14 protein-coding genes are annotated in these 19,927 nt (G+C 49.8%); all 14 read left to right on the top strand.

Translation table 11 applies throughout. The features are described 5' to 3' along the window. Positions 1–103 precede the first annotated feature (103 nt). The 14 genes from ACXI0A_RS06945 to ACXI0A_RS06880 all read left to right on the top strand — a co-directional run bounded on the left by ACXI0A_RS06945 (position 104) and on the right by ACXI0A_RS06880 (position 19,919). Entirely contained in the window at positions 104–2,641 is a 2,538-nt protein-coding gene (locus ACXI0A_RS06945) for a type VI secretion system tip protein VgrG (protein ID WP_476149678.1), read from the top strand. Continuing rightward, positions 2,638–4,782 carry a T6SS effector phospholipase Tle3 domain-containing protein gene (locus ACXI0A_RS06940; protein ID WP_476149679.1) on the top strand — a complete coding sequence of 715 codons (2,145 nt, stop codon included), beginning with the start codon at positions 2,638–2,640 and terminating at the stop codon, positions 4,780–4,782. Before ACXI0A_RS06945 ends, ACXI0A_RS06940 begins: the two co-directional genes overlap by 4 nt. Continuing rightward, the gene (locus ACXI0A_RS06935) at positions 4,776–5,528 is read left to right on the top strand and encodes a T6SS immunity protein Tli3 family protein (protein ID WP_476149681.1); all 753 of its coding nucleotides are present in this window, start codon (positions 4,776–4,778) and stop codon (positions 5,526–5,528) included. The genes ACXI0A_RS06940 and ACXI0A_RS06935 overlap by 7 nt, the downstream gene beginning before the upstream one ends. Then, a complete protein-coding gene (locus tag ACXI0A_RS06930) occupies positions 5,528–6,283 on the top strand; it encodes a T6SS immunity protein Tli3 family protein (protein WP_476149683.1) in 756 nt (251 codons plus the stop codon). Before ACXI0A_RS06935 ends, ACXI0A_RS06930 begins: the two co-directional genes overlap by 1 nt. Next, complete coding sequence (locus ACXI0A_RS06925; RefSeq protein ID WP_476151134.1) at positions 6,283–7,038, top strand: T6SS immunity protein Tli3 family protein; 756 nt, start codon at positions 6,283–6,285, stop codon at positions 7,036–7,038. The genes ACXI0A_RS06930 and ACXI0A_RS06925 overlap by 1 nt, the downstream gene beginning before the upstream one ends. 16 nt (positions 7,039–7,054) lie before the next feature. Continuing rightward, complete coding sequence (locus ACXI0A_RS06920) at positions 7,055–7,339, top strand: PAAR domain-containing protein (RefSeq protein WP_476149685.1); 285 nt, start codon at positions 7,055–7,057, stop codon at positions 7,337–7,339. After that, positions 7,340–8,764, top strand: coding sequence for a hypothetical protein (locus tag ACXI0A_RS06915; protein WP_476149687.1), 1,425 nt, complete (start codon positions 7,340–7,342; stop codon positions 8,762–8,764). 699 nt (positions 8,765–9,463) lie between these two features. Next, positions 9,464–11,557, top strand: coding sequence for an AAA family ATPase (locus tag ACXI0A_RS06910; RefSeq protein WP_476149688.1), 2,094 nt, complete (start codon positions 9,464–9,466; stop codon positions 11,555–11,557). Positions 11,558–11,578: 21 nt separating this feature from the next. Next, complete coding sequence (locus ACXI0A_RS06905) at positions 11,579–12,559, top strand: WYL domain-containing protein (protein WP_476149690.1); 981 nt, start codon at positions 11,579–11,581, stop codon at positions 12,557–12,559. A gap of 208 nt (positions 12,560–12,767) precedes the next feature. Beyond that, entirely contained in the window at positions 12,768–13,430 is a 663-nt protein-coding gene (locus ACXI0A_RS06900; protein ID WP_476149692.1) for a dynamin-like protein LeoC, read from the top strand. A gap of 2 nt (positions 13,431–13,432) precedes the next feature. Next, positions 13,433–15,148 carry a DUF1269 domain-containing protein gene (locus ACXI0A_RS06895; RefSeq protein ID WP_476149694.1) on the top strand — a complete coding sequence of 572 codons (1,716 nt, stop codon included), beginning with the start codon at positions 13,433–13,435 and terminating at the stop codon, positions 15,146–15,148. Then, positions 15,120–16,850, top strand: coding sequence for a LeoA/HP0731 family dynamin-like GTPase (locus ACXI0A_RS06890; protein ID WP_476149696.1), 1,731 nt, complete (start codon positions 15,120–15,122; stop codon positions 16,848–16,850). Before ACXI0A_RS06895 ends, ACXI0A_RS06890 begins: the two co-directional genes overlap by 29 nt. A gap of 191 nt (positions 16,851–17,041) precedes the next feature. After that, complete coding sequence (locus ACXI0A_RS06885) at positions 17,042–17,788, top strand: HNH endonuclease (protein ID WP_476149697.1); 747 nt, start codon at positions 17,042–17,044, stop codon at positions 17,786–17,788. A gap of 82 nt (positions 17,789–17,870) precedes the next feature. Beyond that, complete coding sequence (locus ACXI0A_RS06880) at positions 17,871–19,919, top strand: AAA family ATPase (protein WP_476149699.1); 2,049 nt, start codon at positions 17,871–17,873, stop codon at positions 19,917–19,919. Positions 19,920–19,927 lie beyond the last annotated feature (8 nt).

The raw sequence follows: 19,927 nt of genomic DNA, 5'->3' as shown, positions 1-19,927 counted from the left end.
AAAATCAGATCCAAACTTAAGTCAAATTTTACGGTGTACTAACCAAGGTAAATTATTTACACTTGTCCTTATTTTTTGTAATGCCATTTAAATAAGGATATTTATGACCCTAACAGGAAGTTCGGGCTCTTCCGCCTATGATGATTCACTCAACCGCTATCTGCTCGCCTTTGAAAACAGCGAAGTCGCTGTAGACGTCGAATCATTTGAAGGGCGTGAATCCCTCAGCCAACCTTATCGGTTTACCATCCGCTTCACCTCGCCCGTTCAGGACATTCCACCTGAAAAAATCATGATGCAGCCCGCAGTATTTATGATGCGATCCCCCTCCCGAGAATGGTCCCGATTTCGGCCTGACGAAGACCCCTGGCACTCATTACGCAAAATCCATGGAGTTATCACGCGCCTTTCCCGCATTTCAACTAGCGCTGACGAATCAACGTATGAAGTATTGCTGGAACATCCGCTGTCCCTGCTGGCCAGCACGCGCCGATACGCTATCTATCAACGTACTTCCGTTCCCCAGCTCGTCAGTTCAGTACTGAAGTCGCACGGCTTTCAAGGCTATGAAATTGACATGAGCCTGCTGCAGTGGCGCTACCCCGAGCGTGAAATGATTGTCCAATGGGGGGAAAGTGACCTGTGTTTCATTCGGCGTCTGCTTTCCGAAGTCGGGATCTGGTTCCGCTTCCGTAAACACGAAACCGCCGAAGAAATGACCGTTATCGTATTTGGCGATCAGCAGGCCGGCTATGTTTTTGGCACGAAAATTCAGTCACTGCCTGAGGCGGGTTTAACGGGCAATACCCTAACAATCCGGCAGATGCGCTGCCATTCTGCTGTGGTTCCCGCATCAGTGCGTGCGCGTGATTATGACTACCGACAGAGCAAGTATATTCCGCCGGAACACGATGCGGACATGGGCGGCGAAGCTCCCTTCACCACAGGAAGGGATTACCACTACGCTGACATTCAGCACAGCGCTGGCGATCAGTGGAGCAGCATGCAAGGCGGTGACGCTGAAACATCCTGGCACTATGCCCGCATCCGCCATGAGCGCCATTTATCCGGCCGGACGATTCTGGAAGCCATTGCTGACGATCCCGCGCTGCAGCCGGGCATGGTAGCTGAAATTGTGGGTGAGCAGTCTGAAGCATTTGTGCCCGGCTTTCTCATTATTGAGAGCGTCTGCCGCGCAGGCCGGGCGGCGGGGTTTCAAACTGAAATCAGCGGTATTCCTTACAGTGAACGCGCCGCTTTCAGACCAGAGCGCCTGCCGAGGCCGGTTATCTCAGGGACGGTTCCCGCACGCGTCTCAGGGGCCGTCATGAACGACAGCCTTGCCCGTCCCGACAGAGAGGGACGATATCGGGTGAAATTCTGTTTTGATCTCGACAGCTGGGAGAAAGGCAGGGAAAGCATGCCTGTCCGTCTGGCACGCATCTATGCAGGTGATAAGTTCGGCGTGCACTTCCCGTTGCTGGACAACATGGAGGTGGCGATCGCCTTTGAAGGTGGCGATCCTGAGCGACCCTATATTGCGCAGGTCCTGCACGATGCGCTGAATCCTGATGTGGTGAACGACCTCAACAGCACGCGCAATGTTATCCGGACGATGGGTAAGAACAAGATCCGGATGGAGGATGCGGCAGGCAGTGAGCACGTCAAGGTATCAACCGAGTTCGGCAAAACGCAGCTTAACCTCGGCCACCTGGTTGATGCCGATCGTAAAGAACGCGGCGAAGGTGCAGAGCTGCGTACCGACCATCACGCCGCCGTGCGAGCCGCAGAAGGGATTTACCTGACGACCTCGGCGCAGACGGGCGCGCGTGGAAAGCAGCTGGACATGGCCGAAACCATCACGCATCTGGAACAGGCGCTTAGCATTGCTTACAGCCTGCAATCTGCTGCCACCGGCGCCGGCGCTAAGGGCGTAGACACCGCACCGCAGCAGGCGCTTCAACAGGCCGTTTCCGGGCTGGCGAAGCCAGGGATTCTGTCCTGGGGTGAAGCGGGCATTGCGCAGGCGACGCCTGAGAGCCTCCACCTGGCCGCCGGTAAAGATGCGGTGATCACAGCCGGCAACAACGGCAGCATCAGCGTGTTCAAAGCCCTTTCCGTGGCGGCGGGTCAGGGAATTTCCGCTTTTGTCCGCAGGGTCGGCATCAAACTGATTGCCGCATCTGGCGATATCACCCTTCAGGCGCAGCGGGGTCAGCTGGCGGCACTTGCCGATCAGAACATGCAGATTACCAGCGTCAACGGTGAGCTGCAGATAAGCGCGAAAAAGGGCCTGTATCTTCACTGCGGCGGCGGCGGGATCCGCCTGCACCCGAATGGTGGCGTGGAAATATTCTCCCCGGCGCGCATCGAGCAGAAAGCCCCGACCCTCATTTATCAGAAGGGTGAATCGGCGAAAATTGTCGATCCGGTGTTTAAGGATAACCCGCTGGCGCGCGGTGTGCGCCTGTTCAGAAACGGCGACAGGAAGCATCCACTTGCCAGTCAACCCTTCCGGGTGACCCGACCGGACGGCAGCACCGTGGACGGTATCACCGATGGTAACGGCCATTCCCCGCTGCTGGATCTCGCAGAAACCGAACAGCTTGTCGTCACGCTCATCAGGGAAGCAAAGCAATGACCAGTGAAAAACCAAAGAACAACGCATTTAACAATCCGGAACTGGGAAGCTTTATCGGCCTCAACCGCGATACCGCCGGTGGCATGCTGATGCAGGAGTTTCCGGTAAACAGCCCGCTGCCCTGCATTGTTATCCTCGTGCACGGTGTTAACGACATCGGTGAAGCATACGAAACACAGGAGAAAGGCATTATCGCCGGGCTGAACGCCCGCCTGGCGCGTGACGACATGTACCCGCACCAATGGAGTGAAATTGCGGGACTGACCGACCTAAAGGGGGCGCCAAAACGCGTGACGGCCAGCGGGCGGTCACCGGTTATCCCGTTCTACTGGGGATATCGCCCCGTCGACCATGAAACCTACAACGAAGACCAGCGCCGCTACCGTGATGAGGTCGCCCGGCTCGGACTGGAAACCGTCCTGCCCTACGACTCTTTTTTGGAAGATGCCCCTAAGCGACTGAAAAAGCTGAATTCTGAAGGGCGTGGCTTTTGTAACGACAATTATGGCAACGTCCTGAACCTGGCAGCGGCGAAGAATGGCGGCACCTTTGCCAACGCGACCACCTGCATTCCGGACATGCTGGGACCCGGCGCGAACGGCGGAGCCACATGGATGGCGGGGATCTACAGCCGCAAACTCAACGGCGGGGACTTTACGCACCCGATCTACGGCAACCCGCACCGTATTTACCAGTTTTTTGCTGCGCAGCGACTGGCGGATTTGATCTTGGCCATTCGCAGAAATCCCAACACAACATACGACACCATTAACATCGTCGCGCACAGCCAGGGCACCATCATTACCATGTTGGCGAATATGCTGGTTAGCCAACAAGAACCCGATTATGTAGTTGCTGACAACACAATCCTCTGCCATTCCCCCTACTCGCTTGAACCGCGGTCCATGGAAAATATGCTGCCCGGCAACCAACAGACGGCGCACGGGCGCCATGAAACGTTGCGTAATTTCTGCCGGCTGATGGCCACTAACCCGAAGTACGACGCCACCGGTCGCTACAACCCGGACTTTGTCAAAGCGATGTACGCCGATGCCACCCTGTGGCGCAAGCACCGCTGGGACAGCGATCCCCGCTTCAGCCGCAACAACTTCGGCCGGGTCTATAACTACTTCTGCCCGGATGACGGTACCGTTTCGCTCTCAAACGTGCAGGGCATGGGGTGGCGCGGTATTCCAGATTCGTTCGCCAGAGGCATACCCAACCTGTATCAGCGCGCCTTCTGCCAGCACCACAGTACGGGCTTTACCCCGACCGGTACGCCTTTCGAAAAGCCCGCTTTCCGTCCCGGTGATTTTAAGTATGACGGCTGGCCAACTAACGCCGCTTATCCGATGAAAAGCGGCGTGACCGAAAACGCAGAGGCTCTGCCCGAAGTTATTGAGCTGACCCTGATGGGACAGGGCAACAGTGGTGAAATGAAGTACAAAACCGGTGTCGGGGGGGAAGATCGCTATATCGATTATTCCGCACGTGAACATGAAAACGCCTGGCAGGTGGCCGAGTTTCGTCCAGTGATCAGATTTGCTTATCCGCATCGCACCGGTCAGGTGCTGTCTGAAACGGAGCTGGCCGAGATCAACCGCCACTACGGCACCGCGTTTGTCGCCGGTCGCGTGGTGGGCAGCGCAACGCAGCGCTATCAGCTGAAGCGACGCAAAACGGATGATGAAATTAACGAGATGGAAAAATACGGCGACCCAGTCAAATTCAGCCAGCACTCTTCAATAGTGATGGACTCGAAAGTGCAGGAAAAGGCCGTGGCCTATGACCTAGCCATCGGTAACTGCATGGCCTTTGAAGACCCGTCGTTCTGGCTCAGCCTGCGCAAACGTGCCGACTGGCGGCACGAGTTTAACCCGGATGCAAAAACCAAAATGTATTACAAAACTGGCATTTTGCATGAGGAAGAAACCAAACAATTTATGAATAAACCGGATAAAGCGCTGCCGACTGGGGAGTTTGGCGTGGTGAATGATTACGGTCCAAGAACGCGTATCAAACCAGCCCGACATCCGGAGGTGCACAATAAAGAAGAGCCCGTTCATCAGTGGAGCCAGCCTGAGCCGGCAGGCTATCGGGACGTGCCGGCGTATAGGAAAACCGAGGGAACAACATGGTGATGTTTAGGAAAAAGTCTGTAGCTACTACGCTGGCTGCCCTGATGGTGCTGAGCGCGAATGGATGCAGCAGTGTCCAGCTGAAGAAAAGGGAGAAGCCGGTTCAGGTGGTTTACCGCTTTGACGACCACCGCTGGTTGGAGTTGCATGGCTTTGCTTGCGAGGGCGCGCTTTGGTTCGTGGATGAAAAACGCGACATACGTAGTGAGATAACTTCACAGTTCTATCGCATTTTTACTCACACTTACATCAACGCCTCAGAACGGTACATAGCTGTTCCGTGGTGGGGCTCCTCCGGAATGACGATTTCACGGGATTATGGCCGTACGTGGAAATCTGCAACAGTGAAAGGACGTGAAGACGATGAGGCGGGTTCAGATTCTCCTGAATACGAAAACATTAAATCCCTGACCGTGGTTAATGACCAGGGTTTTTTGCTGACGAAACAGGGGCACTTGTATATGTCTTCCTACCCCTTTGACGATCCGCGCATCATGCCCGGCGGAAAAGGCATTGACTACAGCTTTACGTTTAAAGATAAAGTTTATCATCGGCGTATTGAAGTTATCCGCTCGAAGGAAGGGGATGATGTATCACGCTGGGGACTTTTCTATGTTGATCCCCGCATTCTACCTGAGCTTGTCTATCAGTATTACGCCAACTTCCAGAACCTTCCAACCCGCGTGCCTGAGGTTACGGGATATATGGGCTGGACGCATATGCAGTGCGACATGAAGGCCGGTCTCTGATGCTTAGATTCGGTCTTAATAAGCAGGTCGCTTCGGCGCTGGTAGGCCTGATTGTTTTAACTACAAGTGGCTGCAGCGGTAATCCGCTGAAGAAACGACAGAAGCCGGTTCAGGTAGTGTACCGCTTTGACGATCATCGCTGGCTGGAACTGCACGGAATCGCCTGCCAGGGCGCGCTGTGGTTCGTGGATGAAAAGCGCGATATACGCAGTGAGGTGTCCTCGCAGTTCTACCGCATCTTTACCAAACCCTACATAAACGCCTCTGAGCGTTACATTGTTGTACCGAGCTGGGACTCTGCGCATTTCTCTGTTTCCCGCGACTATGGCCGGACATGGATATCCTCTGACATAAAAGGTCGTGAAGACGATGAGGCGGGTTCAGATTCTCCTGAATACGAAAACATCAAATCCCTGACCGTGGTTAACGACCAGGGGTTTCTACTGACGGAACAGGGTCACCTGTATATGTCCTCCTACCCCTTTGACGATCCTCGAATCTTGCCCGGTGGGGCAGGAATTGAATACGACGTAACATTTAGGGGTAAAATACGCCATTACAGGCTAGAGCCGAGAAAGGAGTGGTCGGGAGTCGATATTTCAGATTGGGGTCTTCTGTATATCGATCCCCGTATTTTGCCTGTAAGAATGGAGCAGTATTACGCCAACTTCCAGAACCTGCCAACCCGAGTGCCTGAGGTTACGGGATATACGGGCTGGACGCACATGCAGTGCGATATGAAGGCCGGTCTGTGATGCTTAAATTCGGTCTTAATAAGCATGCAGCTTCGGCGCTGGTAGGCCTGATTGTTTTAACTACAAGTGGCTGCAGCAGTAAACCCATGAAGAAACGGCAGAAACCAGTTCAGGTAGTGTACCGCTTTGACGACCATCGTTGGCTGGAGCTCCATGGAATCGCCTGCCAGGGCGCGCTGTGGTTCGTGGATGAAAAGCGCGATATACGCAGTGAGGTGTCCGCACAGTTCTACCGCATCTTTACCAAGCCCTATATCAACGCCTCTGAGAGCTACATCGCTATACCGAGCTGGGATTCAGCACATTTCACCGTATCCCGTGACTATGGCAGAACATGGGCACCTTCCTGGATCAGAGGGCGTGAAGATGATGAGGCCGGCTCTTTCTATCCGGAATCTAAGAATATTGAATCCTTGACCGTGGTTAACGACCAGGGGTTTCTGCTGACGAAGCAGGGACACCTGTATATGTCGTCTCATCCTTTTGACGATCCTCGCGTGATGCCGGGTGGAGAAGGTATTGATTACAGCTTCACACACAGAGGGAAAGTTATTCATTATCGGATTGAAGCAATCAAACCCGGCAAGGGAGAAAACGTTTCCCGATGGGGCCTTTTCTATATAGATCCCCGCATTCTACCTGAGCTTGTCTATCAGTATTACGCCAACTTCCAGAACCTGCCGACCCGCGTGCCTGAGGTTACGGGATATACGGGCTGGACCCACATGCAGTGCGATATGAAGGCCGGAATGTGAGTGAATTCCCGCAGAAATGAATAACAAATTAAAAGGAAGAAATTACATGGACGGCGTCATTCGTTTGGGAGACCGACTTTCGTCGGGCGGCTGCGTTACCGAAGCTAGCGGAGAAATATTCGACAGTAAGCCGGTCATGCTGACCGGTGACAAAGCACAGTGTAGTCAGCACGGTGAAACGGTTGCAATTGAAGGGCATCCTGCCTGGATCATGAACGGTCGCAGCGTCGTTACTGATCGCTGCAAAGCGAAGTGTGGATGCCTGCTGTTAACCTCTTTGCCCGAAGCGGGAGCACGGTAAATGAAATACTTCTGGAAGCCGCTGCTTTCCTATCCAGGCAAAACGGAGACACGTTTTCCCCGTCTGTTTACGGCGTTTGTGGCTATTGGGGCCACCCTTCTTACGCTGATGTTCAGTGCCCTTACGCTTGAAAGTGAGCCGTTAACTCTCAGCTTGCTTATCTGGCGATTATTGGCGTTGCCTGTGGCGGCAGGTTCTGCTGTTGTTTCGCTATGCTTTGTTGTTTTTCACCTTATCTGTATCTGGCGAATTTTCATGCAACTTGCGTACAGCGGCATCGAGTCAGATTGGAAGTCCCGAGCTTCTGAATGTATTCGTTTAGCTGAACATGCATCGATCTTTCCGGTTGATAACGCAGCGCTCAAAATGCTCAAGCTCGAGGGAGAAATGCCCGTGGATGGCGATATTTCTCTCAGACTTTCCGTTGAAGATGATGAAACTTCAGGCATGAGCCGAATGCAAATTGTGGTTCAGCGCCTGCTGGAACAGTTGGATCTGAAGCATATTGACGCGAGAACCGAACGCCCTGAACTGTTCCTGTACGTCGGAAATAACGCGGAGTCTGTACGCGATGACTTAACATCGCTGATTCAGTCTGCCCATGCCTCTTTGAAACAGGCCAGTTTCCGCTACTTTGAAGAAGTGCCTGACCTGTCACTGGTGCAGGAATGGGCAGACTCGTCATTTAGCGGATTTCGCCTGCTAATCATTGCCGAACTGCACAACGGCGATAGCCGTAATTTCTGCGAATATGCCTGCGCACTGCTCTTTTCCCGCAACCGGATAATCGGCGGTGACAGAATGCCTGTCTGCTGCTTTAAAGGAATGAGCTCAAAAGTTCATCACCTGGGTAAGAAGATAGACGTACTGCTGTCTGCGGAGCAAGTTAAGGCCGCTGACCTGCGACACGTCTGGACGGGCAACCTGCAGGGGGAAAGCCTTCATTTGCTGATGGATTCACTGAAGGAAAATAAAGCAGGTATCAAAATCCGGAGCTGGCAAAACATGCGAATAGCCGATACATGGACGGCTGGTTATCAGTGGCTGATGATGGAATGGTCAGCGAAGGCAGTTCGTAACGGACAGCGTGGTCAACTCCTGGCTGCCAGAGAGAGTGCAGGCGAGCAGGTCCTATTTCTTCAGATGCACAGTGAACTCACCCGGTGTACGGATAATTACAGCCCTGTTTGTTTAAAAAGTATTAAAAAGGTTGGCAGCCTGTTTGGCTGTAGTTTTATGCTTGGCACTTCACTACTGCTGATTGCCACCAGTATTCAGAAAGGATGGGCTTTTGAAGAAGATTACTTTATTCTTAGTGCGGTGTTTATCATACCGCTAATGATGGCGTTGATAGCTACTGGATTTACGCTGGATAAAAGTCACAAGCGAGAAGCTGAGCTGACTGGTTATTACGATTATGAATAAATAACAACGTTCGCTATCAATGACTCTGCCTGAAAAAATCCGCTATTTTACTGATGGTTTACAAAACATCACGCCATCGCTAATTTGTCTTTAATTTCCCCTCCACCTTAGCAGCCTTGTTTTTCAGGCAAAGCTGCGAGGGATGAATTATCAAAAGATATGTATATCATCCGCGTTCTTATTGAAGTCACCTGATTTAATTCCCACATTCAGATAAACTGACTTCTGTTGGAGCCTATTCAAAGTCAGGGTCATGAGGGTTCGCTAGTCAAGGCTGCAGCTGTCGAATCCCCCGCTATCATTAAGTCAATATCCCGGATCATTTTTCACGAAGACCCATTCACCTTTTCCACTCACTCAAGACATTAAAATACCTGATGAGCAGTGTCCTTCTGGCTGTATTGGATGTAAAATTTCCACCCACTAGATAAATATCCATACCATACCAGCTCACTTATTTCGACATCTATGATTAAAAAAATGCGTTTCTATATATAAAAACCCATAACGTAAAATATAAGAATGGCGGGGTTTATAAAAAAAACAAATAAGCATTCATCTCATTTAAGAAAAACCCATTCATACGCTTGCGACATCTTGTGTCGCAAACAGCCAAAACCCCAAAAAAACCTTTTCATTTCATGCGACACAAAATGTCTCAGCGCAAGATAAAAATAGCGTTTTTGAAAGGAGAAGAATATGAACACTGTCATGTCTGCTGAAGTAAATGAAGTCGCTGAAATGAATTATCAGGATACCAAAATGCAGCAGTGGATTTTTCGGATACTATTTCGCCTGGGCGCACACAAACAGTTTATTACACAGCATGGATTCAGTAGCCAACCGCTGGCTGATTATCTTCACCTCAACAATGAGCATACTTTTAACCTGAGCCATCAGGATCACGATTCGTTGCTGAAGAGATTACGCAAACATTATCAGGATGCTGAACAGCATAACTCATTAACCCAGGCTTCTATTTTTCAAACTGCAGTGAGCAGATTTGCCACGCGTATTGGCTTGAACAGCGCTGAAAAATCTATTCTAGAGTTCACATTACAGCTCCATCAGGAAAGGCTGCTTGACGACGTCACGGAGTGGCTTGGGCCACTCACCTCCGCCAAAGTTTATCGCACACTGGCGATGACTTTGGATATCACCGAAACCGAGGTACGCGAAGCACTTGGCCCCTCCAGCACTCTGACCAAAACCGGTCTGGTTAGCCTTGAAATGAACGGCGCGCATCTACTACGCAATAAACTTGAACTATTCTCACCCACCCTGGCAGAACGCCTTTATGCAGGTGAGACAAGTCCATCGCGTCTCCTGCAAGGCATGATCAACATCTGTGGGCCAGCCCATCTGAAGCTTGATAATTATGCCCACATCCCGGCAGTTAATATTCTGCGTCAGTGGTTGCATCATGCGCTGAGCACCCAACGTATCGGGGTCAATATCCTGATTCATGGCCAACCGGGTAGCGGCAAAAGCCAGCTTTGTCGTTTGATTGCCAATGAGTTGCAAACTCCCCTGTATGAAGTCAGCAGTGAGAATGAATCCCTGCGCCCGATCAGTGGCAGCCGTCGTTTACGTGCCTGGCGTGCTGCGCAGCGCTTATTCATCGACGAACGAGCCATCATCCTTCTCGATGAGGCAGAAGATGTTTTTGTCGAAAGCCCCGGGATACATAACAGCAGTCCACTTCCAATAGCGAAAGCCTGGATCAATCGTCTGTTGGAAGAGAATGTGGTTCCCTCTTTATGGGTAGCCAATGACATTGATTGTATGGATCCAGCAATGGTACGCCGCTTTGACATGGTCATTGAGCTCAATGCCCCACCACGTCATCAGCGGACAGAGATCATTCAAGAGGCTTGTGGCGAAATACTGGTACCAGGCGCTGTTGCCCTATTAGCGGAGGCCTCTTATCTGGCCCCTGCGGTTATTAACCGGGCAGCAAACGTCCTCTCGGGCATTGGCGACAAGCTCTCAAAGGAAAAACGCCCTGAGACTTTAATGTATTTAATCAATAACACCCTAAAGGCTCAGGGGCATAAGCCGATAAAAAACCATGTTGCGGCCCAAATACCCGCGTTGTATGACACGGCATTTATCAATTGTGATAACCCACTCGATGAGATTGGTAAAGCTCTGACACCTGGCCACTCAGCGCGTTTTTGCCTCTCTGGCCCTTCGGGCACGGGTAAAACGGCATGGGCACATTGGCTTGCGAAGCAGTTAGATAAGGTCGTTATAGAACGCAAGACTTCACAGATTTTTGGCCGCTACGTTGGTGAAAGTGAACAGAACATTGCGGCGTTATTTGAACAAGCGCATCGCGACAATGCGATCCTGCTGATTGATGAGATTGATAGTTTTCTCAGCGCACGCGACGAGTTTCAGCACCATTGGCAAGTGAGTAGTGCCAACGAAATGTTAAGCCAGATGGCACTGTTTGAAGGTGTGCTGATCGCCACCACGAACAGATTTGATGTGCTGGATGCCGCGGCGCTACGTCGTTTCGATATTAAGGTGCGATTCAACTATTTGTGTGATGACCAGGCGGTCGCATTGCTGAATCTTTACTCTCGTGAGCTTCAGCTCAATGAACCGCAATCTGCTGACATGAAAGAAATATCAAAACTGGACTACCTGACACCCGGCGATTTTGCGCTGGTAGCACGTCAGCACCAATTTAAGCCAGTGAGTTCGACAGAGGCTTTTGTTGCCGCACTGAAAGCCGAGTGCTGGATGAAGAAACGCGAAAAACCGGCGATTGGCTTTTTGCACTGAGTAATTTGATAGGAAATCAAAATGGCTAAAAGACCTGTAACCATTGAGACTACCGTGCTCGCTATTGAACTTCTGCGCCGAATTCCACGCGGTAGAAAAACCACGGCAAAAGAGCTTCATGAGCAACTGCAGCATGCTGGAATCGAGCGCGATGTAAGGACTATTCAGCGTAATCTGGAGATGCTTTGCGAACATTTTGATATTGATTGCGACGACCGCAACCGCCCTTATGGCTATCGCTGGCTTGAAAATTCAAGTGGCGTCTCACTTCCAATGCTGACGCCGCAAGAATCGTTGCTATTAGCGATGGCGGAAGCACATCTGAAACCTATTTTGCCAACCCGGCTCATTAAATCCATGACCGGGTTGTTTACCCAGGCGCAGCGTAATTTGCATGACAACGGCCCTACCCGCCTGGAAGCGGAGTGGCCGGATAAAGTGCGTATCGTGGCAACGAGCCAGCCATTACTGCCGCCCCCCATCGCTGAAGGTGTGTTTGAATCCGTCAGTGAGGCGCTGTATCTCAATCACTTACTACGCATCACCTATCGCAATGCGGGCGGCAAAGAAAGCGAAAACACAGTGATGCCATTGGGTTTGGCGCAGCAAGGGCCTCGCCTCTATCTGGTTTGCCGCTTCGAAGGTTACAACAACGAACGCAGTCTTGCGCTCAACCGTATTCTATCCGCGAGCGTCAGCACCTTTACCTTCGAGCGACCAGTCGAATTCAACTTAAAAAAATATGACGACGACGGACGCTTTGGATTTGGTGAAGGGCAAATGATTTTCCTTACTTTCGAGATTGACCGCGCTGCTGGGCTCCACCTGATTGAATCTCCGCTATCAACCGATCAAACGCATCGGGAAATTGGTGAAGAGCGACTGGAAATTTCCGCCACCGTGGTTGATAGCGCGATGCTGAAATGGTTTTTGGCCGCGTTTGGTGATGCGGTGAGTGATGTTCAAAGGCAGGCGGTTGTGGAAGGAAGTATCGGAGAATGAGTATGAACAATATCTCTTGGGATCTTTGCACAGCGGCTACTGTAAATTCCGTTAGCCAGCACACTCGCACAGTAACTTTCTTAGTAAATAATTTACTTTTGCTATAACGATAAAATTGCCACGAGATAAAACCGCAACAAGTAAGTCTGATGGGTAGAACTCATGGCAAACCACACTGGCTAAAATAGACCACTAATGAGAATTTAATATGAATAGCGTTGAGGACTTCAACCGGCTTTATGCCGATGTAGGACGTAACATTGAGCAAACACTAGCTGATATTTCGGGACTTCATGTCGAGAACGAAGATGGTAAAAAACAGCTTAATGTGATGAGAGCGCAACTACAGATTCTTCAGGATAATTTCAACCAGAAGTTAGACTACCTGCAACGACATGCCGAGTGGGATAAATTTACACTCGCGTTTTTTGGCGAAACCAACGCGGGAAAAAGCACTATTATCGAATCTCTAAGAATCGTGTTTGATGAAACCTCTCGCCGACAATTTCTGAAAAAAAATCAAAACGATCTACTCAAAACTGAGCAAGAACTTCACGAGAATCTAACCCAATTTCGCAGTGATTTAGGGCAGGTCTATGGCGATGTAACCGATAAAATTAGTGCTATCAGTTTTTCTGCTATTCGACTACAGCAAATCATGACTAATGAAAGCGCTTTACGATTAAAAATGGAAGAAGAGGCCAGTAAAGCACGTCATCTGCTAGAACAAAATGAAAGCCAAACACGTCTGCAAATGTTGCAACAGCAAGCTACCAAAAAGGCGCGGATAGCCTTGATCATCACTACAGTTGTGGGGATGATTATTGGTGCTGGAGCGGTGGTGTTGATAAATATGCTGGCGAGGAATTAAAAGTGAGTGATGCTCTTTATATTGCAGAGGATAGTGCTGCACGCATGGAAAATACCACTCTCAACGACTTAAAATCGACGATCAACATTCATCAATTACTGGATCAGAGTTTGCCACGTCTTATCCAGTCAATCATTGAGACGGAGAAATTAAAAGCGACGGCAACGCGTGTTGATGGCTTGATTATTGGTACTGGTGAGTCAGATTTTACCAAAGGCAACACCCATTACACGCTACATATCGACGATAGAGACTTTCAACTGATTGACGTACCGGGGATTGAAGGTAATGAGGCACGCTACGTTCACCTTGTGAAAGAAGCTATTGCGCAAGCTCATATGGTGGTTTACGTCAACGGCACCAATAAAAAACCAGAAACGGCAACCGCAGAGAAGATTAAGTCATATCTGGAATATGGCACACAGGTTTACCCCCTGGTTAACGTTCGTGGTTTTTCCGAAGCCTATGAGTTCGAAGAGGATCGTTCGGATCTTACCAGGCAGGGCGGCGCTGACGACGCACTTCGCCAGACCATTGACGTTCTGGCTCCGGTCCTGGGAAAAGAGGTGCTCCAAAATGGCCATTGTGTTCAGGGCCTGCTGGCATTTTCGGCGCTGGCTTATGACGACAGTACGCAAAGTACAACCATTCATACTTCCCGGGAACACAATCTGGCTATATCTCAGCAGGAGTTCTCAGACGTATTTTCTGACCGTCAGGAAATGCGAAAATTCAGTCAAATCGATTACGTAGCCCAGACGATCAGAAATAAGGTTGCTACATTCCGGGAGGATATTGTCGAAAGTAACAAAGGCAAGGTCCGTGAAACGCTTGGGCAATACTTAACTGTGCTGGAAACACAATTAGCCGGACATCGGTCCTTCTTGAAAGGGACGGAACCGGAGTTTGATAAATGTCGGGTAGCGTTCACTAAGGCAATTGCTGAGTTTGAACGTCGAATTGTAAATAATCGTCGCAACCGGTGGAATACCTTTTTCAACGAACTGGCAGAAGACAGTGACAATATAGTCGAAGACGATTTCGGTGATAGCGATGCGATTTCTCAACGGATTCAGCGCGAATTTAAAAAACGTCGCATCATAGTTGAGGAAAAAATGTTGAAAGATACTGAAAATGCCGTGGAGGTATTACAGCAGCTGATGCTCCAGGCGGTGGAACGTCTGCTGGAAGATATCAAGCATGTAGATTTTCAACAACGCGTTAGTTTTGATCGTAGCGGCGGCATCGATTTCAGCAGTGATATGGCGCTAGGCTACGACCTTGGATTAGGCGATTTTGGCTCGATGGCCTTCAAAATTGGCACGTATGCGATGACGGGTGGCACGATCGGCAGCGCATTTCCGGTAATAGGAACAGCTATTGGTGCTATAGCCGGGGCGTTGGTGGGCGTAGTGATGACTGCAATCGGCCTTTTAACCAGCAAATCCTCAAAAATCCGCAAAGCGCAGGGAAAAGTGCGTGACAAGCTGGAGGGTGCAAGGGAACAAGCGCTAGAAGGTGTGAGCGATGAGGCCCGTAAACTGGTTTTGGCGATAGATAATGAGCTGCAGAGTGGCCTGCTAAAAAAAGTGAATAATATGCAGAGTGCCTTACAGCAGCCGATAACTATTTTTGAAACGCAAATTGCCCGAATAACGCGACTTAAAAATCAACTTGAGAAGATGCCTTATGGAACAATTCAAACAGTTCAGTATTGAGAAACAAGCGGCTATTGATACGCTATTACAACTGCGAGGCATGTTAGAGACGCTGAGCGAAATGGATATAGACGTAGGTGAAGATCTGCAAAAAATAGCCTCCAGCATTTCTTCCGTCGAATCTGATGTGCTGCGTATTGCGTTGCTTGGGGCGTTTTCGGATGGCAAGACCAGTGTCATCGCCGCTTGGCTGGGTAAGATAATGGAAGATATGAATATTTCCATGGATGAATCATCTGATCGGCTGAGTATTTACAAGCCTGAAGGTCTTCCAGGTCAATGCGAGATTGTTGATACGCCGGGGCTATTTGGCGATAAGGAGCGCGAAGTCGATGGCAAACAGGTCATGTATGAAGACATGACCAAACGCTATATTTCTGAAGCGCATATGATTTTTTATGTGGTTGATGCCACCAATCCACTCAAAGAAAGCCACAGTGACATCGTAAAGTGGGTATTACGCGATCTGAATAAACTCTCTTCAACCATCTTTGTAATTAATAAAATGGATGAGGTGACTAACCTAACCAACCCAGCATTGTTTGAAGAACAGGCGGCAATTAAAAAAGAGAATCTAAAAGGAAAATTGCAACGAGCCTCTAATCTAAGCGCAGCAGAATGTGAACAACTGCAAATCGTCTGTATTTCTTCAAATCCTAACGGTCGCGGTCTATCGTTCTGGTTCGACAAACTTGAGCATTACGAAAGCCGCTCGCGCATTAACGATCTTAAAAACACCGCGGCCAAGGTTTTGCAAGCCAATGTACCTGAAGTACTGTTGGCTAAAACCGGCATGGACGTTGTGAAGGATATTGTAAATCAGCGAGTTACGCAGGCCAGGTTACAGCTCAATGAATTAAATGCCTTTGTTGAAAAAAACGACGAAGATACAAGCCGCTTTCGTAAAGATATCATGCACAGTCGCACAGAGGTTAAGCGCCTGGCGCGTGAACTGTTTGAAGAGCTTAACCTGATGGAAAAACAGCTCATGAGCCAGCTACGACCACTTGGCCTTGAAGACATTCGCCCGTTCATGGATGATGAGCTGGGCTATTCCGAAGAAGGGGTTGGCTTTAAGCTTCACCTGCGTATTAAGCTCTCTGTCGATCGCTTTTTCGATCAGTCAACATCGGTCACGCAGCGCTTATCTGATGATATTACTCGCCAGTTAAACTCCAGTGAAAGCTTTTTAAGTGGTCTGAGTGAAGGGGCGTTTCGCTCTATAGGCGGGGTTTTTGAGGGCGTGTCGAAAATTAGCCCAACCACCCTCAAAACAACGATTTTTGCAGCACGCGATACCATTGGCAAACTAACAGGGTATGTCTACAAATTTAAACCTTGGGAGGCGACAAAACTGGCTGGAGGCATTGCCAAATGGGCAGGCCCAGCGGGCGCGGCATTTACGATTGGTTCCGATCTATGGGACGCCTATAAAGCACACGAGCGCGATCGGGAATTAGAAGATGTGAAATCTTCGATGGTGAAAATCATTAAAGAGCCCTTTATGGATATCTATGAGCTGCTTAACTCTGATGAAAAAATGTTTGCTTTTTTTGCGCCACAAATCTTAAACATGGAACAGGTTGTCACTGAGTTGACCGCGAAAAGCCAGACTATACGCGACAACAAGCAAAAACTGATGCTTATTCAGTCGCAACTTGCGCAATTAACCTTGCCCTTGTCAAAAACCCTATCATTTTGATGAGAAAATCGCGCTACCGCACCGTGAACCAATGGCGGTAGCGCTGAAAATTATAATTAATAATGGCTTATGAAAGAGACTCGCGTCTACATGGGCAATGACCCGGGCGCGAAATCCTGTCCCATTTAGAATTAGACTTGCCTCATGATGTTCACCACTTCTACTGGAAAACAATTAAAAGGTATATGTTGATGACACAACGCTATACACCGGAACAAGCCGAACGGATGAAAAAAAGGCGATATTGGGTATACGTAGATGGAGAGCGTTTCAGCAGCGCAGCGGCAGCGAACAAATACGTGGGCGAGAACATTTTCCACGCCGCGTGGCGTGCCGACCTTATTGCTGAATCCGGCGGGGAGGCGATGCAGGTCGGTGACAGAACAAAGTCTGTCCGGCGCGGTGATCATAGCGTTGTGCTGGAGCGTCGGGGCGACCTGTCGGATAAATCCGTCCGTGACTACAATGCCGCGCGTAGGAAGTTGTTGAATGCTGGCTGGCGCGACGATGAGCTTGACGAGATGGAAAATGGCGAGCTTTATTCGCAATATAAAAGTGAGTTAGAGCGCGAACGGCTATTGGTACCGCATTTTTCTGGTTATGAAAAAAAGTACTCTCGAGTGGAGATCCGCCCAGCACAAGGGCGTTTCAGACGCGAAGTGATGTCTAACTGGGAAAATCAGTGTGCCATTACCGGTACACGACTTGCTCTTGAGGCTGCACATATCGTAAGTCACGCAAGTGGCGGCACTGCGAGTGTGGAAAACGGCATCTGCCTTGCTGCGGATTTGCATACGCTGCTGGATTCTGGCCACCTGCTTATTCTTGATGGCATTATCCACCTGTCGGATGAAGCAAAAGACGATCTCCGCTATGTAACGTTGGAAGGTTCTTTGCTGCGAATCCCGCGCGTCAAAGTTCATTTCCCGGCACTTTGACGAATTTAGACTCAGAACGTAATGCCATCCTTTCGTTAAATCCACGATGCATGAAATGAGAGAATGCGATTAAGGAGAGAACGTGTATTTGAAGCACATCAGCGCACGCAACTATCGTGCTTTTGGAGATAATACATCCGCACCTGCACTCGACTGGGAGCTGAATCCGGGGCTAAACATCCTTGTGGGAGAAAATGATGCAGGAAAGTCCTGTATCGTTGATGCTATTCGCCAAGTGTTGCTGACGACCAGTTATGAAAACATTCGGCTCTACGAGCAAGATTTTCACATTCACGGCGCAATTCGTTCTAATACCCTTTGCATTGAAGCCACTCTATGTGGGCTAAGTGCCGACCAGGAGGCTTCAGTTCTAGAATGGTTGACCCTTGGTGAAGATGGAGCTTGCTCTCTCATTCTACATCTTGAGGCACGCTTTCATCCGCCCCAGGCAACTAAGCGTTCACGTGTTGAAACAATTGTGCGAACTGGAGTAAATGGCAGCGGGCCAGAAGTGGGTTACGCGGTAAGAGAGCTGGTGCGGGCAACTTACTTAAGGCCCCTACGCGATGCTGAGGCGGAGTTAAGTTCAGGGCGCCAATCACGTTTGTCCCAGATTCTTGGTGCCCATAATCTTATTGCTGGCCAGGAAGTAAACGACTTCGATCAGACAATGCCAGCTAACATTCCTACGCGATTAGTCGGCCTGATGGCGTTTACTCAGCACCATCTTGGTCAGCATCAAGTCATCAAAAGTGTAGAGAAGGACATCAATGACAACTATTTGAGCCAGTTTGCATTTTCAGGAGATGCAATTCAGTCGCGCATCCGTATCGCCCCCAATCTAGCACTCACGCCTATTCTTGAGAAGTTCGAGCTGTCGCTGCTCCCCGGAACACACATTGATCCTGACGCTCGTTGCGCTCGCGGTCTTGGGTATAACAATGCATTGTTTATGGCTACTGAACTGGTGCTGCTACGAGATGGCGAAGAACTGGGCCTCCTTCTCGTTGAGGAGCCAGAGGCGCATCTCCACCCTCAGTTGCAAGAGCGTGTAATGGATCTCCTGAAAGAGCACTCTAACGATGATCAGGCGCATAAGCGGGTTCAGGTTATTATGACGACGCACAGCCCTTCTTTGGTATCAACTGCACGCATTGAAGATATAACACTGGTGCACAAGGCACAGACTTTCCCTTTAGCTGTCGGTAAAACGAAACTTAAGCGCACCGACTACTCTTTCCTACGCCGCTTCATCGATGCAACCAAAGCTAACCTGTTTTTTGCACGCGGTGTCATGATGGTGGAAGGACCTGCTGAAGCAATCTTGCTCCCAGCTATAGCAGAGATGTGTGGTCGCTCATTCTCAAACCACGGTGTATCACTTGTTAACGTTGGAAATACCGGGCTTTACCATTACGCCCGCATTCTCCAACGAGAAGGCACCGGCCCGGATATCCCAATACCGGTCGTATGCCTGACAGACCGGGACATTGTGCCTGATGTAGCAAAAAACTACGTTTCGAAACCCGCTCAGGGTAAACGCTTCGATTCGGATTATGACGCTGATGCAATTAAGCAAGTGGTGCAAAACAAGAAGGACCGAGCGGAAGGCGGTAACACGATCGTCTGCGTTTCAGATAGGTGGACACTAGAATATGATCTCGCGCACTATGGTTGCGCCAAGCTGATGTACTTGGCCATTTCTCTTGCCGTAAAGGCTAAGTCACGCGATGAAAGGTTAGAAGAAAGCGACGAAGTTGAAACACTCGCAGCGGAAGAAACGAACTGGTTAGCGCTGGAGGCTGCGGGTCACTCCGACGAAGCTCTCGCTGCAATTATTTATCAACCTCTTCAAGAGAAAAAAGCTTCGAAAGCCATAGCTGCTCAGTATGCAGCTGAGCTGGTTTCTACAGGCGCGTATGGCACAAATGACGAACTGTTCAATAAACTACCTCCATACGTACAAACTGCACTATCACACCTGACGATAGATCTAAAATCCAAATCCTCTGCGCTGACGGGGGCTGTTACCGGAGCTTCCATATCGACTGGTGCAACTACTGCGGCAGTAACAACAGCCATGTCGGCAAGCTCTACCGTTCCGGCTAACGCGGCAACAAACGGTATCTAGGAGATCAT

The sequence above is a fragment of the Pantoea sp. C1E2 genome (assembly GCF_056491465.1).
The sequence above is the reverse complement of the archived record's forward strand: the minus strand, read 5'-3'. Positions and strand labels throughout refer to the sequence as shown.

Bases quoted from the DNA above. Each gene is read 5' to 3' on its own strand.
- ACXI0A_RS06925 (WP_476151134.1), top strand. From the start codon at position 6,283: ATGCTTAAATTCGGTCTTAATAAGCATGCAGCTTCGGCGCTGGTAGGC.
- ACXI0A_RS06930 (WP_476149683.1), top strand. From the start codon at position 5,528: ATGCTTAGATTCGGTCTTAATAAGCAGGTCGCTTCGGCGCTGGTAGGC.
- ACXI0A_RS06945 (WP_476149678.1), top strand. From the start codon at position 104: ATGACCCTAACAGGAAGTTCGGGCTCTTCCGCCTATGATGATTCACTC.
- ACXI0A_RS06920 (WP_476149685.1), top strand. From the start codon at position 7,055: ATGAATAACAAATTAAAAGGAAGAAATTACATGGACGGCGTCATTCGT.
- ACXI0A_RS06910 (WP_476149688.1), top strand. From the start codon at position 9,464: ATGAACACTGTCATGTCTGCTGAAGTAAATGAAGTCGCTGAAATGAAT.
- ACXI0A_RS06890 (WP_476149696.1), top strand. From the start codon at position 15,120: ATGGAACAATTCAAACAGTTCAGTATTGAGAAACAAGCGGCTATTGAT.
- ACXI0A_RS06940 (WP_476149679.1), top strand. From the start codon at position 2,638: ATGACCAGTGAAAAACCAAAGAACAACGCATTTAACAATCCGGAACTG.
- ACXI0A_RS06900 (WP_476149692.1), top strand. From the start codon at position 12,768: ATGAATAGCGTTGAGGACTTCAACCGGCTTTATGCCGATGTAGGACGT.
- ACXI0A_RS06915 (WP_476149687.1), top strand. From the start codon at position 7,340: ATGAAATACTTCTGGAAGCCGCTGCTTTCCTATCCAGGCAAAACGGAG.
- ACXI0A_RS06905 (WP_476149690.1), top strand. From the start codon at position 11,579: ATGGCTAAAAGACCTGTAACCATTGAGACTACCGTGCTCGCTATTGAA.
- ACXI0A_RS06935 (WP_476149681.1), top strand. From the start codon at position 4,776: ATGGTGATGTTTAGGAAAAAGTCTGTAGCTACTACGCTGGCTGCCCTG.
- ACXI0A_RS06885 (WP_476149697.1), top strand. From the start codon at position 17,042: ATGACACAACGCTATACACCGGAACAAGCCGAACGGATGAAAAAAAGG.